General features: G+C 70.4%; 16 protein-coding genes. 6 read left to right on the forward strand and 10 right to left on the reverse strand.

Going from position 1 to position 12,903, the window contains the following annotated elements:
• The first annotated feature begins 36 nt into the window (after positions 1 to 36).
• From EV671_RS01015 to EV671_RS01025, 3 genes are read left to right on the forward strand one after another with little or no spacing between them, the layout of a single operon-like run.
• Entirely contained in the window at positions 37 to 639 is a 603-nt protein-coding gene (locus tag EV671_RS01015; protein WP_132569148.1) for a DUF1326 domain-containing protein, read from the forward strand.
• Positions 639 to 1,460, forward strand: coding sequence for a DUF2182 domain-containing protein (locus tag EV671_RS01020; protein ID WP_243655527.1), 822 nt, complete (start codon positions 639 to 641; stop codon positions 1,458 to 1,460). The genes EV671_RS01015 and EV671_RS01020 overlap by 1 nt, the downstream gene beginning before the upstream one ends.
• Positions 1,457 to 2,296 carry an EamA family transporter gene (locus tag EV671_RS01025; protein ID WP_132569149.1) on the forward strand — a complete coding sequence of 280 codons (840 nt, stop codon included), beginning with the start codon at positions 1,457 to 1,459 and terminating at the stop codon, positions 2,294 to 2,296. Before EV671_RS01020 ends, EV671_RS01025 begins: the two co-directional genes overlap by 4 nt.
• Positions 2,297 to 2,315: 19 nt before the next feature.
• On the opposite strand, the gene EV671_RS01030 is transcribed toward EV671_RS01025, so the two are convergent.
• From EV671_RS01030 to EV671_RS01060, 7 genes are all read right to left on the reverse strand, one after another.
• Positions 2,316 to 2,531 (reverse strand): zinc-finger domain-containing protein, encoded by a 216-nt coding sequence (locus tag EV671_RS01030; protein WP_132569150.1) that lies wholly within the window; start codon positions 2,529 to 2,531, stop codon positions 2,316 to 2,318.
• Between the two features lie 14 nt (positions 2,532 to 2,545).
• The gene (locus EV671_RS01035) at positions 2,546 to 3,478 is read right to left on the reverse strand and encodes a branched-chain amino acid transaminase (RefSeq protein ID WP_132569151.1); all 933 of its coding nucleotides are present in this window, start codon (positions 3,476 to 3,478) and stop codon (positions 2,546 to 2,548) included.
• A gap of 37 nt (positions 3,479 to 3,515) precedes the next feature.
• Entirely contained in the window at positions 3,516 to 3,890 is a 375-nt protein-coding gene (locus EV671_RS01040; RefSeq protein ID WP_132569152.1) for a hypothetical protein, read from the reverse strand.
• An 8-nt stretch (positions 3,891 to 3,898) separates the two neighbouring features.
• Positions 3,899 to 4,282, reverse strand: coding sequence for an antibiotic biosynthesis monooxygenase family protein (locus EV671_RS01045; RefSeq protein ID WP_132569153.1), 384 nt, complete (start codon positions 4,280 to 4,282; stop codon positions 3,899 to 3,901).
• Positions 4,246 to 4,677: a hypothetical protein gene (locus tag EV671_RS01050; RefSeq protein WP_132569154.1), complete on the reverse strand. Its 432-nt coding sequence runs from the start codon at positions 4,675 to 4,677 to the stop codon at positions 4,246 to 4,248. The genes EV671_RS01045 and EV671_RS01050 overlap by 37 nt, the downstream gene beginning before the upstream one ends.
• Positions 4,678 to 4,759: 82 nt before the next feature.
• Positions 4,760 to 6,121: a DNA repair protein RadA gene (gene radA / locus EV671_RS01055; protein WP_132569155.1), complete on the reverse strand. Its 1,362-nt coding sequence runs from the start codon at positions 6,119 to 6,121 to the stop codon at positions 4,760 to 4,762.
• Positions 6,121 to 7,296: an MFS transporter gene (locus EV671_RS01060; protein WP_132569156.1), complete on the reverse strand. Its 1,176-nt coding sequence runs from the start codon at positions 7,294 to 7,296 to the stop codon at positions 6,121 to 6,123. Before EV671_RS01060 ends, radA begins: the two co-directional genes overlap by 1 nt.
• A gap of 115 nt (positions 7,297 to 7,411) precedes the next feature.
• Here EV671_RS01060 and EV671_RS01065 point away from each other — a divergent pair, with 115 nt between their 5' ends.
• Both EV671_RS01065 and EV671_RS01070 read left to right on the forward strand, forming a co-directional pair.
• Positions 7,412 to 8,041: a LysE family transporter gene (locus tag EV671_RS01065; RefSeq protein ID WP_132569157.1), complete on the forward strand. Its 630-nt coding sequence runs from the start codon at positions 7,412 to 7,414 to the stop codon at positions 8,039 to 8,041.
• On the forward strand, positions 8,041 to 8,955 hold the full coding sequence (locus EV671_RS01070) for a DMT family transporter (RefSeq protein WP_132569158.1): 915 nt from the start codon (positions 8,041 to 8,043) through the stop codon (positions 8,953 to 8,955). Before EV671_RS01065 ends, EV671_RS01070 begins: the two co-directional genes overlap by 1 nt.
• Here EV671_RS01070 and arfB read toward each other — a convergent pair.
• Both arfB and alr read right to left on the reverse strand, forming a co-directional pair.
• Entirely contained in the window at positions 8,924 to 9,331 is a 408-nt protein-coding gene (gene arfB / locus EV671_RS01075; protein ID WP_132569159.1) for an alternative ribosome rescue aminoacyl-tRNA hydrolase ArfB, read from the reverse strand. The genes EV671_RS01070 and arfB overlap by 32 nt on opposite strands.
• Entirely contained in the window at positions 9,324 to 10,424 is a 1,101-nt protein-coding gene (alr, locus tag EV671_RS01080) for an alanine racemase (RefSeq protein ID WP_132569160.1), read from the reverse strand. Before alr ends, arfB begins: the two co-directional genes overlap by 8 nt.
• 119 nt (positions 10,425 to 10,543) lie before the next feature.
• Here alr and lplT point away from each other — a divergent pair, with 119 nt between their 5' ends.
• Positions 10,544 to 11,833: a lysophospholipid transporter LplT gene (gene lplT, locus EV671_RS01085; protein WP_132569161.1), complete on the forward strand. Its 1,290-nt coding sequence runs from the start codon at positions 10,544 to 10,546 to the stop codon at positions 11,831 to 11,833.
• A 33-nt stretch (positions 11,834 to 11,866) separates the two neighbouring features.
• Here the strand turns inward: lplT and EV671_RS01090 are convergent, their stop codons facing one another.
• A complete protein-coding gene (locus tag EV671_RS01090; protein ID WP_132569162.1) occupies positions 11,867 to 12,835 on the reverse strand; it encodes a hypothetical protein in 969 nt (322 codons plus the stop codon).
• Positions 12,836 to 12,903 lie beyond the last annotated feature (68 nt).

The following is a 12,903-nucleotide window of genomic DNA, read 5'->3' on the forward strand; positions in this document are numbered from 1 at the left end:
CGGGCGCGGCATCGGCGGATCAGCACAGGAGGACTTATGGGTTACCACCTCGAAGGTCGGCTGCTGGAGGTCTGCAATTGCAAGGTGCTCTGTCCTTGCTGGATCGGCGAGGACCCGGACAACGGGACCTGCGACACCATCGTCGCCTGGCGCGTCGACAAGGGCACCGTCGAGGGCACCGATGTCTCGGGCCTGACCATCGCCGCCGTGGCCCATGTGCCCGGCAACATCCTGCAGGGCAACTGGACGGCCGCGATCTTCGTCGACCAGAAGGCCAGCGCGGCGCAGGAGCAGGCGCTGCTGAAGGTCTATACCGGCCAGGCCGGCGGGCCGGTGGCGGACCTGGCCAAGCTGATCGGCACCGTCGTGTCGGTCGAGCGCGCCGCCATCCGCTTCGACGTGCAGGGCGGCAAGGGCACGCTGGAGATCGGCAGCGACTACTACGCCGAGCTGGAGCCTTATCTCGGCGCCACCGGCGGCCAGACGACGCTGTCGGACACGGTGTTCTCGACGGTGCCGGGCGCGCCGGTCTTCGTCGGCAAGTCGCCGCGCTACCGCTCGAAGAACGCCAAGATCGGCATCGACCTTGACATCAAGGGCCACAACGCGCTGCAGAGCATCTTCGTCTTCGACGCCTGATGCCGATGCCCGATGCGTCGCTACTGGGCGGCAGCCACGGCGCCCGGTGGACGCGGCATCGCCGCGTCTTCCTGCCGGTATGGCTGGCGCTGGTGCTGCTGGCCTGGACCCTGCTGTGGGCCTGGAGCCTGAGCCCGCACGCCCGCTACCTGGATCACGGCGGCTGGACCGGGCCGCTGGCTGATCTGTGCCGCACGCTGCCCGGAGGCGGCTGGTGGCTGCCCACGGCCCTCGCGGCACTGGCCTGGCTGCTGATGTGCATCGCGATGATGCTGCCGACGACGCTGCCGCTGTTCGACGTGTTCGAGCGCGTCACCGCCGGCCGCGCCGACCGGGGCCTGCTGCTGGGCCTGCTCGGCGCCGGCTATCTGGCCGTCTGGGGCGGGTTCGGCCTGCTGGCCCACGGCGCGCACGAGGCTTTGCTAGCCGGCGTGGCCCGCCTGCCCTGGCTGGCCGACCGGGCTGCCTGGATCGGCGTGGCCACGCTGGCGGGCGCCGGCGCCTTCCAGTTCTCGGCACTGAAATACCGCTGCCTGGAGCAATGCCGCACGCCGCTGAGCTTCGTCATGGCGCATTGGCGGGGCGGCAGCCCGCGCTGGCAGGCTTGGGCGTTGGGCGCCCACCATGGCCTGTTCTGCATCGGCTGCTGCTGGGCGCTGATGCTGCTGATGTTCGTCGTCGGCATGGGCCACCTCGGCTGGATGCTGGTGCTGGCGGCGGTGATGGCGGCCGAGAAGAACCTGCCCGGCGGGCGCCGGCTCAGCGCGCCGCTGGGCTGGGCCCTGCTGGCCGCGGCCGTGCTGCTGGCGATGCGCGCATGACGCGAGGCCGCCTGCTGCTGCTCAGTGCGCTGGCCATGCTGGCCTTCGCGGCCAACTCGCTGCTGTGCCGGCTGGCCCTGCAGCAGCGCAGCATAGACCCGGCCAGTTTCGCGACGCTGCGCGTGGCCGCCGGCGTCGTCGTGCTGCTGCTGCTGGCGCGCCGGCGGGCATTGGCGCAGCCGCCCGACTGGCCGGCCGCCGCGATGCTGTGGCTCTACATGGCTGGCTTCGCCTTTGCCTATGTCAGCCTGTCGGCCGGCAGCGGCGCCTTGATCCTGTTCGCCAGCGTGCAGCTGACGATGTTCTGCGCCGGCCTGCGCGCCGGTGAACGCTTTGCCGCCGCCGGCTGGGCCGGGCTGGCGCTGGCCTTGGGCGGCCTGGTCTATCTGGTCGCGCCGGGGCTGGAGGCGCCGCCGGCCCTGGGCGCGGCCCTGATGGCGCTGGCCGGCTTCGGCTGGGGCATCTATTCGCTGCGCGGTCGCGGCAAGACCGATGCGCTGGGTGCGACGGCCGGCAACTTCCTGCGTGCGCTGCCGCTGTGCCTGCTGCTGAGCCTGTTCATGTGGCGGGGCTGGCAGGTGCAGCCGCGCGGCGCGCTGCTGGCCCTGGCCTCGGGCGGCATCACCTCGGGCCTGGGCTATGTGATCTGGTACGCCGCCCTGCCGGGGCTGACCGCGATGCGCGCCGCGACGCTGCAACTGTCGGTGCCGCCGCTGGCCGCCCTGGGCGGCGTGCTGCTGCTCGCCGAGGCGCTGACGCCGCGGCTGCTGTGGGCCTCCTGCGCCATCCTCGGCGGCATCGCGCTGGTGCTGCTGAGCCGCAGCAAGGGGCGTTGAGGGCCGCGCTCAGGGCCGTTCAATGGCCGCTGTGCAGCACCTCGCCGGTCTTCAGCTTGTAGGCCGTGCCGCAGTAGGGGCACTGGCCCTGGCCGCCGTGGGTCAGGTCGATGAAGACCTTGGGATGGTTGCTCCACAGCGCCATCTTGGGGTTGGGGCAGAAGACGGTGCCGTTGTCGTTGCAGTCCTTGGCGGTCACTTCGACGGTGGCGGCGGGGGCTTGGGTCGTGCTCATGATGGTTCTTGTTCTCAGACGGCGGTCAGCCACTCGGCGTACTTGGCGTTGCGGCCGTTGACGATGTCGAAGAAGGCCGACTGGATCTTCTCGGTGATGGGGCCGCGGCTGCCGCTGCCGATCTCGACGCGGTCCAGTTCGCGGATGGGCGTCACTTCGGCGGCGGTGCCGGTGAAGAAGGCCTCGTCGGCGATGTAGACCTCGTCGCGGGTGATGCGCTTCTCGACCAGCTTCAGGCCCAGGTCCTGGCAGATCGCGAAGATGGTGTTGCGGGTGATGCCGTTCAGCGCGCCGGCCGACAGGTCGGGCGTGTAGACGACGCCGCCCTTGACGACGAAGAGGTTCTCGCCCGCGCCCTCGGAGACGAAGCCCGAGGCGTCCAGCAGCAGGGCCTCGTCGTAGCCGTCGTCGGTCGCTTCCATGTTGGCCAGGATGGAGTTGGTGTAGTTGGACACCGTCTTGGCCTGCGTCATCGTGATGTTGACGTGGTGGCGGGTGTAGGAGCTGGTCTTCACGCGGATGCCGCGCTTCATGCCCTCCTCACCCAGGTAGGCGCCCCAGCTCCACGCGGCCACCATCAGGTGCACCTGGTTGCCCTTGGGGCTGACGCCCAGCTTCTCGGAGCCGATCCAGATCAGCGGGCGGATGTAGGCGCTCTTCAGGCCGTTGGCCTTGACGACGGCGCGCTGCGCCTCGTTGACCTGCTCCACCGAGAAGGGGATCTTCATGCGCAGGATCTTGCCGCTGTTGAACAGGCGCTGGGTGTGCTCCTGCAGGCGGAAGATGGCCGTGCCGTTGACGGTGTCGTAGGCGCGCACGCCTTCGAAGGCACCGCAGCCGTAGTGCAGGGTGTGGGTCAGCACATGGATCTTGGCGTCGCGCCAGTCGACGAGCTCGCCGTCCATCCAGATCTTGCCGTCGCGGTCGTGCAGGGGGGCGGGAACCATCGCGTACTCCAGGTGCTGAGGAAGAAAAGCGGCGATTTTACGGAGAGCCCGCGGCCTCGCCCGCCCGGAGCAGCCGCCACTCGGCGAGCCGGCCTTTCCTCAGCACCACCTCGACCGCATCGCCGCCGGCATCGCGCCAGGCAAAGGTCTCGGGCGCCTGCTTGCTGCCGAGGCTGCCGGCCAGCGAGATCAGGTCCACCAGCTTCATGCCGGCGTGCAGCTGCGACGCCAGCGTCGCCGCGCTGGCGACCGAGCCCGGCGGCGCGGCGCCGGCCAGCTTCATGACCCGCATCAGCTGGCGCATCTGCAGCAGCAGCCAGACCACGACGCCGGCCATCGCGAAGATGACGCCCTGCCAGCCCAGCAGCACGCCGCCAAGGACCAGGGCCAGCAGCGCCAGCCCTGCGCTCACCCATGCATTCACGGCTGTGGGTCCCGGCTGCCGTCCTCGCGCGCCCAGGCATAGGCGCGCTCGACCTTGGCGACGCGCAGCGAGTAGTGGGCATACCAGTCGCTGCGGCCGGTGTCGCGGGCGATCCGGTGCTCGGCATGGCGGCGCCAGGCCGCAATGTCCTCGGGGCTGCGCCAGTAGCTCACGGTGATGCCGAAGCCGTCCTCGCCGCGGGTGCTCTCGACGCCGAGATAGCCCGGCTGCCCGGCCGCCAGCGCCACCATGCGCTCGGCCATGTCGCCATAGCCGTGTTCGACCGCGGTGCGCTGGCTGGCGAAGATGACGGCGTAATAGGGCGGGTCGGGCAGGCGGGTGCTCACGAGGCCGCCTTCAGCAGCAGGCAGCGCACCCATTGGCCGGACTCCAGGCCCTCGCGGTGGGCGTTCAGGAACTGCTCGGCCGTCGAGTTGCGCGCGACGAAGCGCATGCCGTGCAGGATGCCCATGCGCGGCACCGGCCGCGACCAGGCGCGCTCGACGACGCCGTTGAACCAAGACACCTGCTCGTCGTCGCTGTCCATGTCGGAGCGGCCCAGCAGCAGCACGACCTCGTAGCGCGACTCGGTCAGCGTCTCGGCGGCGCTGGTCAGCACCTGCAGGCCGCCGTCGCTCATGTTCAGCACCAGGCCGGCCGGGCCGCGGCTGAACTGGACCGGCTTGAAGACCCAGCCGGGCAGGGAATCGGCGTCGTGCTGGGCGGCGAGGAAATCGGTACGGGCGTGCTGCCTGAGCTCGGCGGGGTCGGACATGGGAGGCTCCTCCGGTGCGTGAGCCCCGATCCTAAGCAGACTTTGGCAGGTACAAAACAAGGCAATCCCGCGCCCCGACGGTCTACAGCCCGCGCAACACCTCGATGGCCTGCTCCACGCGCTCGATGGCGTGGATGGTCAGCCCCTCGATGGGCTTCTTGGGCGCATTGGCCTTGGGCACGACGGCGACGCTGAAGCCCAGCTTGGCCGCCTCCTTCAGCCGCTCCTGGCCGCGCGGCGCGGGGCGCACCTCGCCGGCCAGGCCGATCTCGCCGAAGGCGATGAAGCCCTTGGGCAGCGGCCGGCCGCGCAGCGAACTCTGGATGGCCAGCAGCACGGCCAGGTCGGCCGCCGGCTCGCTGATGCGCACGCCGCCGACCGCGTTGACGAACACGTCCTGGTCGCCCGTGGCCACGCCCGCGTGGCGGTGCAGCACGGCCAGCAGCATCGCGAGCCGGTCGCGGTCCAGGCCGACCGACAGCCGCCGCGGGCTGACGCCGCCGCTGTCCACCAGGGCCTGCAGCTCGACCAGCATGGGCCGCGTGCCCTCCAGCGTGACGAGCACGCAGCTGCCCGGCACCGGCTCGCTGTGCGTGGACAAAAAGATCGCGCTCGGGTTGGCCACGCCCTTGAGCCCCTTCTCCGTCATCGCGAACACGCCGATCTCGTTGACGGCGCCGAAGCGGTTCTTGATCGCGCGCACGAGGCGGAAGCTGCTGTGCGTGTCGCCCTCGAAGTACAGCACCGTGTCGACGATGTGCTCCAGCACGCGCGGGCCGGCGAGGGCCCCTTCCTTGGTGACGTGGCCGACCAGCACGATGGAACAGCCGCGCGCCTTGGCCGTGCGCGTCAGCTGGGCCGCGCATTCGCGCACCTGGGCAACCGAGCCGGGCGCGGACGAGAGTTGCTCGGAATACAGGGTCTGGATGGAGTCGATGACGCAGAAGTCGGGCTGCTCGGCCTCGAGGGTGGCGAGGATCTTCTCCAGCCCGATCTCGGCCAGCACGCGCACCTTGTCGCCGGCCAGGCCCAGGCGGCGCGAGCGCATCGCGACCTGGGCGCCGCTCTCTTCGCCGGTGACATAGAGCACCTTGACGGTCTGGCTCAGCGACTCGACGGCCTGCAGCAGCAGCGTGGACTTGCCGATGCCCGGGTCGCCGCCGATCAGCACGACGCCGCCAGCGACGATGCCGCCGCCCAGCACGCGGTCCAGCTCCTCCTGGCCGGTGGGCGTGCGCTCGAAGTCGCTGGCCTCGATCTCGCTGAGTGTGGCCACCGGCTGGCTCTTGGCCAGTGCCTGGTAGCGGTTCCTGGCGCCGCCCGTGGGCTCGGCCGCGGTCTCGGTCAAGGTGTTCCAGGCATTGCAGTGCGGGCATTTGCCCAGCCATTTGGCGCTGGTGCCGCCGCATTCGGTGCAGGTGTAGATGCTTTTCGTCGTCGCCATCAATGCATTCTCGTGCCCGGCCTCACCCAGGCCGTCAGCAGCAGCGCGGCCGCCAGCGCGCAGCCCGCCGAAAAGCCGAAGGCGATGGTGGACGACAGGCCCTCCCACAGCCAGCCGAACAGCAGTGAGGCCGGCAGCAGCATCGCGCCCATGACGAGGTTGAGCCAGCCGAAGGCCGTGCCGCGCTGCGCGGGCGGGGCGAGGTCGGCCATCAGTGCGCGCTCCACGCCTTCGGTCGCGGCCATGAAGATGCCGTAGAGGCCGAACAGCGCATAGAGCCGCCAGCCCGGCTCGGCCCAGACCGCCATGCCGACGTAGAAGACGGCATAGGCCAGATAGCCCGTCACGAGCAGGCGCACGCGGCCGAGGCGGTCTGACAGGCCGCTCAGCGGCACCGAGAACAGCGCCGCGACGGCCGAGACCGACGCCCACAGCAGCGGCACCTGGGCCTCGGCCATGCCGAGCTGCCTGGCGCGCAGGAACAGGAACATATTGCTGGAATTGCCCAGCGTGAACAGCGCGACGACGACGAGGTAGCGGCGCAGCGGCACGGGCAGGTCGGCCAGCACCCAGGAGAAGGCCGGCGGCGGTGCGGCCGGCGGCGGCGCGTCGCGCACGGCGGTGGTCAGCGCCAGGCAGGCCAGGCCGGGCAGCAGGGCCCACAGGAAGACCTTCTGCAGCGGCGCGCCGTGCGCGAGCAGGGCCCAGGCCAGCAGCGGGCCGATGACGGCGCCGCTGTTGTCCATGGCCCGGTGCAGGCCGAAGGCCAGGCCGCGCTGGCCGGGCGCGATGTTGGCGGCCAGCAGCGCGTCGCGCGGCGCGGTGCGCACGGCCTTGCCGATGCGGTCAGCCACCCGCAGCACCAACAGCAGCGGCCAGCTGCCGACGAAGGCGATGGTCGGCCGGGCCAGACCGGCGATGCCATAGCCGCCGACGATCCAGGGCTTGCTGCGTCCGCTGCGGTCTACCATGACGCCGGCCCAGAGCTTGAGCAGGCTGGCCACGGCCTCGGCAATGCCCTCGATCAGGCCCAGCACCCGCGGCCCCGCCATCAGCACGCCGCTCAGATACAGCGGTATCAGCGGATACATCATCTCGCTGGCGCTGTCGTTGACGAGGCTGATCAGGCCGAGCAGCCAGACGCTGCGAGGCAGCGAGAAAAGGGCTTTCAACATCGGGCGATCTTATGTTTTGCGTGCCAGACCGCCCGAGCGCAGCGAGTAGCTCTGGCACCAACTGACTGGTCGCGTGGGACACTCCGCCTCCTGCAGTCGGTTTGGTGGGATGGTCATGGATTTCTCGGTGTGGTTGGCCTTTTTCGCGGCGTCCTGGGCCATCAGCCTGTCGCCCGGCGCGGGCGCGGTGGCGGCGATGAGCGCCGGCTTGAGCCATGGCTTCAGGCGCGGCTACTTCATGACTTTCGGCCTCATCCTCGGCATCCTGACCCAGGTGGTGCTGGTCAGCGCCGGTCTGGGTGCGCTGATCGCGGCCTCGTCGCTGGGCTTCGCGCTCGTGAAGTGGGCCGGCGTGGCCTACCTGATCTGGCTCGGCGTGCAGCAGTGGCGTGCGCCGGCCAAGCCGCTGGTCGCGGCCGACGAAACCGCCGTGCAGGTCACGCGCCGCCAGCTGGTGCTGCGCGGCTGGGGCATCAACGCGGTCAACCCCAAGGGCACGGTCTTCCTGCTCGCCGTGGTGCCGCAGTTCCTGGACCTGCATGCGCCGCTGGGGCGGCAATACCTCGTCATCGGCGGCACGCTGGCCTTCACCGACCTCGTCGTCATGGCCGGCTACACGGTGCTCGCCGCGCGGGTGCTGGCGGCGCTGAAGAGCGACAGCCACGTCAAGGCGCTGAACCGCGTGTTCGGCACCCTCTTCGTCGCGGCCGGCATGCTGCTGGCGAGTTTCAAGCGCGCCGCCTGATGGCGGGCGCAGACAGGGCGCGCGGCCTGCCAACCTGGTTCCTCTTCCTGGCCCCGGTGCTGATCTGGGCCAGCACCTGGCACGTCATCCTCTACCAGCTCGCCTCGCCCGTGCCGGCGCTGACCTCGGTGGGCTGGCGCTTCCTGCTCTCGGCGCTGATGCTGGCCGGGCTCGCGCGCTGGCGCGGCGTGCCGCTGGGGCTGCCGCGCTACGCCCACGGCTATGCGCTGGCCACCGGCGTCGTTCAGTACGCCGGCAACTACTGGGCGGTCTACGAGGCCGAGCGCTACGTGCCCAGCGGCCTGGTGGCGGTGCTGTTCTGCCTGATGGTGTTCATGAACGCCCTGGTCGCCTGGCTGCTGTGGCGCCAGCGGGTCGGCCGGCGCTTCCTCGTCGCCTCCAGCGGCGCGGTGCTGGGGGTGGCGCTGATCTTCTGGCCCGAGCTCGCGACCACCGGCGCGCGGCCCCATGCGGCGCTCGGCCTGGGCCTGAGCTTCTTCGCGGTGGTCGCCGCCGTCATCGGCGGCTTCTGCACGTTGGTGCTGACGCGCCGCGGCCTGCCGCTGCTGCCGGTGCTGGCCTGGAGCATGGGCTATGGCGCGGCCTTCCTGTTGGCCTTGTCGGTGCTGACCGGCCGGGGCCTGCCCTTCGACGCGGCCTGGACCTATGTCGGCAGCCTGGCCTATCTGGCCGCCTTCGGCTCGGTCATCGCGTTCACGCTGTACTACAAGCTTGCCGAGCGCCGCGGCGCCGCGCAGGCGGCGCTGGTGGGCGTGCTGGTGCCCGTCATCGCGCTGGTGATCTCGGCGCTGTTCGAGGGCTGGCAGGCCACGCCGCTGGCCGTGGGCGGCATGGGGCTGTGCCTGGCCAGCCTCCTCGTTGCTACTCGATCGGCGAGCGGCGCGAAGCCTTGATGCCGCCGCGCTTGGCCTTGCCCTCTAGCCGCCGCTGCTGCGAGCCATAGGTCGGCTTGGTCGCGCGCCTGGCCTTGGGCACATGGGCGGCGGCGCGCACGAGTTCGATCAGCCGCGCGACGGCGTCCGCCCGGTTGCGTTCCAGGCTGCGCGAGTCCTGGGCCTTGATGACGACGATGCCTTCCGCCGTGATGCGCTGGTCGGCCCAGGCCAGCAGCCGCGCCTTCACGGCCTCGGGCAGGCTGGACGCGCGGATGTCGAAGCGCAGGTGGACGGCGTTGCTGACCTTGTTGACGTTCTGGCCGCCGGGGCCGCTGGCGCGGATGGCGTCGAAGACGAGTTCATCCGGCCGCGGTGACCAGCGGAATTCAGACACTGTGCACCGGCACGCGCGGCGCGACGGCGCACATCAGCTCATAGCCGATGGTGCCGGCCGCATGTGCGACCTCGTCGATGGGCAGGCGCGAACCGCGCGGGCCCTCGCCCCACAGCGTCACCTCGCTGCCGAAGCCGCTGGCCGGCAGCGCACTCAGGTCCACGGCCAGCATGTCCATCGACACACGGCCCAGCGTGCGCGTGCGCTGGCCGTCGACGAGGATGGGCGTGCCCGTGGGCGCATGGCGCGGATAGCCGTCCGCGTAGCCGCAGGCGACGACACCGATGCGCATGGCCGCCTCGGCCGTGAAGGCGCTGCCGTAGCCGACGCTGTCGCCGGGCTGCAGCTGCTGCACGCCGATGAGGCGCGAGCGCAGCGTCATCGCCGGTCGCAGGTCCCAGTGGGCGGCGTCGTGCTCGGGGAAGTCGGGCACGCCGCCGTAGCACATGATGCCGGCGCGCACCCAGTCGTTGGCCGTGCGCGCCGGGTGGCGCAGCGTGGCGGCGCTGTTGGCCAGCGTGCGCTCGCCGGCCAGGCCCTCGGTCGCGGCCTCGTAGGCGGCGAGCTGCTGGGCGATGCCGTCGGCACCGAAGCGCAGCGCGTCGGCGTCTGAAAAATGGGTCATCAGGCCGATCTCGTCGACCTGGGGCAGGGCGTCCAGCCGCGCATAGGCGGCGCGGAAGGCGGCCGGCATGAAGCCCAGCCGGTTCATGCCCGAGTTCAGCTTCAGGAAGACGCGGTGCGGCTCGTGCGTCTTGTGCATGGCCAGCCAGTCGATCTGCTGCTCGCAGTGCACCGCATGCCAGAGCTTCAGGCGCGAGCACAGCTCCAGGTCGCGCGGCTCGAACACGCCTTCCAGCAGCAGGATGGGGCCGCGCCAGTCCAGCGCGCGCAGCCTCTGTGCCTCCGCCAGGTCCAGCAGCGCGAAGCCGTCGGCGGCGCGCAGGCCCGGGTAGGCGTTCTCGATGCCGTGTCCGTAGGCATTGGCCTTCACGACGGCCCAGACGCGGGCATTGGGCGCCTGGGCGCGGGCCCGGCCCAGGTTGTGGGCCAGGGCTTCGGCATGGACCAGGGCTTCGATGGGACGGGGCATGGCGGGATTCTGCGCCCGGACTTGGGGCAGAGCCCGCAAACTAGGCGCGTGCTATAAACCCGCGCCGCCCCGGTTTACAGATTCCCAGCCGAAGACAGTTCAGGATTGCGCCCCGCCCGATGAAACGCGGCTTCTACACCATCATGTCGGCGCAGTTCTTCAGCTCGCTGGCTGATAACGCGCTGTTCGTGGCCGCCATCGAATTGCTGCGCTCCTCCGGTGCCGCCGAGTGGCAGCGCGCCGCGCTGGTGCCGATGTTCGCGCTGTTCTACGTCGTGCTGGCCCCCTTCGTCGGCGCCTTCGCCGACGCGGTGCCCAAGGGCAAGGTCATGTTCTATTCCAACAGCATCAAGGTGGTGGGTTGCCTGATGATGCTGTTCGGCACCCATCCGCTGGCGGCCTATGCCATCGTCGGCCTGGGCGCGGCGGCCTACTCGCCGGCCAAGTACGGCATCCTGACCGAACTGCTGCCGCCCTCCCAGCTCGTCAAGGCCAATGGCTGGATCGAGGGCCTGACCATCGCCTCCATCATCCTCGGCGTGCTGCTCGGCGGCCAGCTGGTGGGCGAGCGCGTGTCGCATGTGCTGCTGTCCTTCGACCTGCCGCTGATCGACACCGGCATCGACACGCCGCCCGAGGCCGCCATTGCCAGCCTGCTGGGCCTGTACGTGGTGGCGGCGCTGTTCAACCTGCGCATCCCGCGCACCTCGGCGCCGCTGCAGCCCTTTGCGCACAGCGTCGTCGGCCTGGTGCGCGACTTCTCCTCCTGCAACAGCCAGCTCTGGCAGGACAAGCTCGGCCAGATCTCGCTGGCCGTGACGACGCTGTTCTGGGGCGCGACCAGCAATCTGCGCTATATCGTGCTGGCCTGGGCCGCCGCGGCCCTGGGCTATGGCATGACGCAGGCGTCGTCCCTGGTCGGCGTGGTGGCCATCGGCACCGCGGTGGGCGCGGTGGTGGCCTCGATGGTCAGCCGGCTGGACCGGGCCACGGGCGTCATCCCGCTGGGCATCGCGATGGGCCTGCTGGTCATCTTCATGAATTTCATCAGCAACGCCTGGGTGGCGGCGCCCTTCCTGATGATCCTGGGTGCCATCGGCGGCTACCTCGTCGTGCCGATGAACGCGCTGCTGCAGCACCGTGGCCACAACCTGATGGGTGCGGGCCGCAGCATCGCCGTGCAGAACTTCAACGAGCAGGCCTGCATCCTCGGCATGGGCGCCTTCTACACGGCCATGACCAAGTTCGGCCTGTCGGTGTTCGGCGCCATCACCATCTTCGGCCTGGTCGTGGCCGCCGCGATGTGGTGGATCCGCGGCTGGCACCAGCGCAATCTCGTCGAGTACAAGGACGAGGTCGAGCATCTTCTCGATGTCGCCCGGACCGACCACATCCCGCAGGACAGATAGCCCACTCCCCGCCGGCTGCGCCGGCCGACTCATTCACGAGGTCGGAGTGCTTGCGCCACGGCCTTTTCGGCCCGAGGTCGGCTGGATCAGGTGCTTGCCCTCCAGCACCATCTCGATGGCCTCGCTCCAGGCGCGGGCGATCTTGAAGCAGCCGCTGTGGTTGAGGTGGATCTCGTTGTGCCAGTCGCCGCTGATGCCGGTCGAGCCCGGCGCGGCCAGGGCCAGCGGCACGGTGGTGGAGTCGAACACGAACAGGCCGGGGAAGGCCTCCTTGTCGGCGGCCATGCTCTTGAGCAGCTGGGCGAGATGGAAGACCATCAGCCGGCTCACCGCCGCCCAGTCGGCCGCCGGCACGCCATAGGTCTTCAGCGCCGGGTAGAGCCAGGGGCCGCTGGCGGCACCCAGGTCGTCGTTGCTCTCGGCGCCGGCCGGGCGCGGCATGGGCACGGCATAGCAGTGCATGAAGACGGGCTTGCCCGTGGACGGCCCCTGGTCGCGCAGGCTCAGCAGGTGCTTGACGTTGGCGCGCAGATAGCCGGCATAGGTGGCCCAGCCGGGCTCGGAGAAGTAGCGCGCGACGCCGGCCGAGGGCGGGCCCCATTCGGTCTGGCGGCGCAGCAGGCGCAGCTCCAGCGGGATGGGCGTGCCGTCCCAGTTCTGCGCCGGTGTGCGGGCGGCGGCGATGAGGTCGTTGCCGCCGACGGAGAGCAGCACGCCGTCCCAGGCCGGGGCCTCGGTGCCGGCCAGCAGCCTGACGAAGTCGGGGCTGGATTGCAGGTCCACCATGTGCGACAGCGCATTGCCCGTGCCGGCGCAGTTCACGGCGGCGGTGGCGGACTTGAAGACCAGCTCCTGCAGCAGATTGGCGTGGGCGTTGAGCTTGGCCGTGGCGTTGGAAAACCAGGAGTCCCCCTGGGCCAGCAGCTTCCAGCGAAAACCGCCGAGATCGGGCGGGGTGTTGCCGGCCAGGTCGGCCGGGGTGAAGCAAGCCAGGTGATCCATGAACGTGATGTTGTCCGAAGTAGCTGACCGTGGGGCGCTCCACGGAGGCAGCGCTCGAATTTCGCGCG

It is taken from the genome of Roseateles saccharophilus, from assembly GCF_004342485.1.
Lineage (GTDB): Bacteria > Pseudomonadota > Gammaproteobacteria > Burkholderiales > Burkholderiaceae_C > Pelomonas > Pelomonas saccharophila.

Excerpts from the sequence above, each read along its gene's own strand:
- EV671_RS01035 (WP_132569151.1), bottom strand. The coding sequence starts at position 3,478 with ATGGTTCCCGCCCCCCTGCACGACCGCGACGGCAAGATCTGGATGGAC.
- EV671_RS01060 (WP_132569156.1), bottom strand. The coding sequence starts at position 7,296 with ATGTTGAAAGCCCTTTTCTCGCTGCCTCGCAGCGTCTGGCTGCTCGGC.
- EV671_RS01030 (WP_132569150.1), bottom strand. The coding sequence starts at position 2,531 with ATGAGCACGACCCAAGCCCCCGCCGCCACCGTCGAAGTGACCGCCAAG.
- EV671_RS01090 (WP_132569162.1), bottom strand. The coding sequence starts at position 12,835 with ATGGATCACCTGGCTTGCTTCACCCCGGCCGACCTGGCCGGCAACACC.
- alr (WP_132569160.1), bottom strand. The coding sequence starts at position 10,424 with ATGCCCCGTCCCATCGAAGCCCTGGTCCATGCCGAAGCCCTGGCCCAC.
- radA (WP_132569155.1), bottom strand. The coding sequence starts at position 6,121 with ATGGCGACGACGAAAAGCATCTACACCTGCACCGAATGCGGCGGCACC.
- EV671_RS01070 (WP_132569158.1), top strand. The coding sequence starts at position 8,041 with ATGGCGGGCGCAGACAGGGCGCGCGGCCTGCCAACCTGGTTCCTCTTC.
- EV671_RS01045 (WP_132569153.1), bottom strand. The coding sequence starts at position 4,282 with ATGGGTGCGCTGCCTGCTGCTGAAGGCGGCCTCGTGAGCACCCGCCTG.
- EV671_RS01050 (WP_132569154.1), bottom strand. The coding sequence starts at position 4,677 with ATGTCCGACCCCGCCGAGCTCAGGCAGCACGCCCGTACCGATTTCCTC.
- EV671_RS01020 (WP_243655527.1), top strand. The coding sequence starts at position 639 with ATGCCGATGCCCGATGCGTCGCTACTGGGCGGCAGCCACGGCGCCCGG.
- EV671_RS01065 (WP_132569157.1), top strand. The coding sequence starts at position 7,412 with ATGGATTTCTCGGTGTGGTTGGCCTTTTTCGCGGCGTCCTGGGCCATC.
- EV671_RS01025 (WP_132569149.1), top strand. The coding sequence starts at position 1,457 with ATGACGCGAGGCCGCCTGCTGCTGCTCAGTGCGCTGGCCATGCTGGCC.
- EV671_RS01015 (WP_132569148.1), top strand. The coding sequence starts at position 37 with ATGGGTTACCACCTCGAAGGTCGGCTGCTGGAGGTCTGCAATTGCAAG.
- lplT (WP_132569161.1), top strand. The coding sequence starts at position 10,544 with ATGAAACGCGGCTTCTACACCATCATGTCGGCGCAGTTCTTCAGCTCG.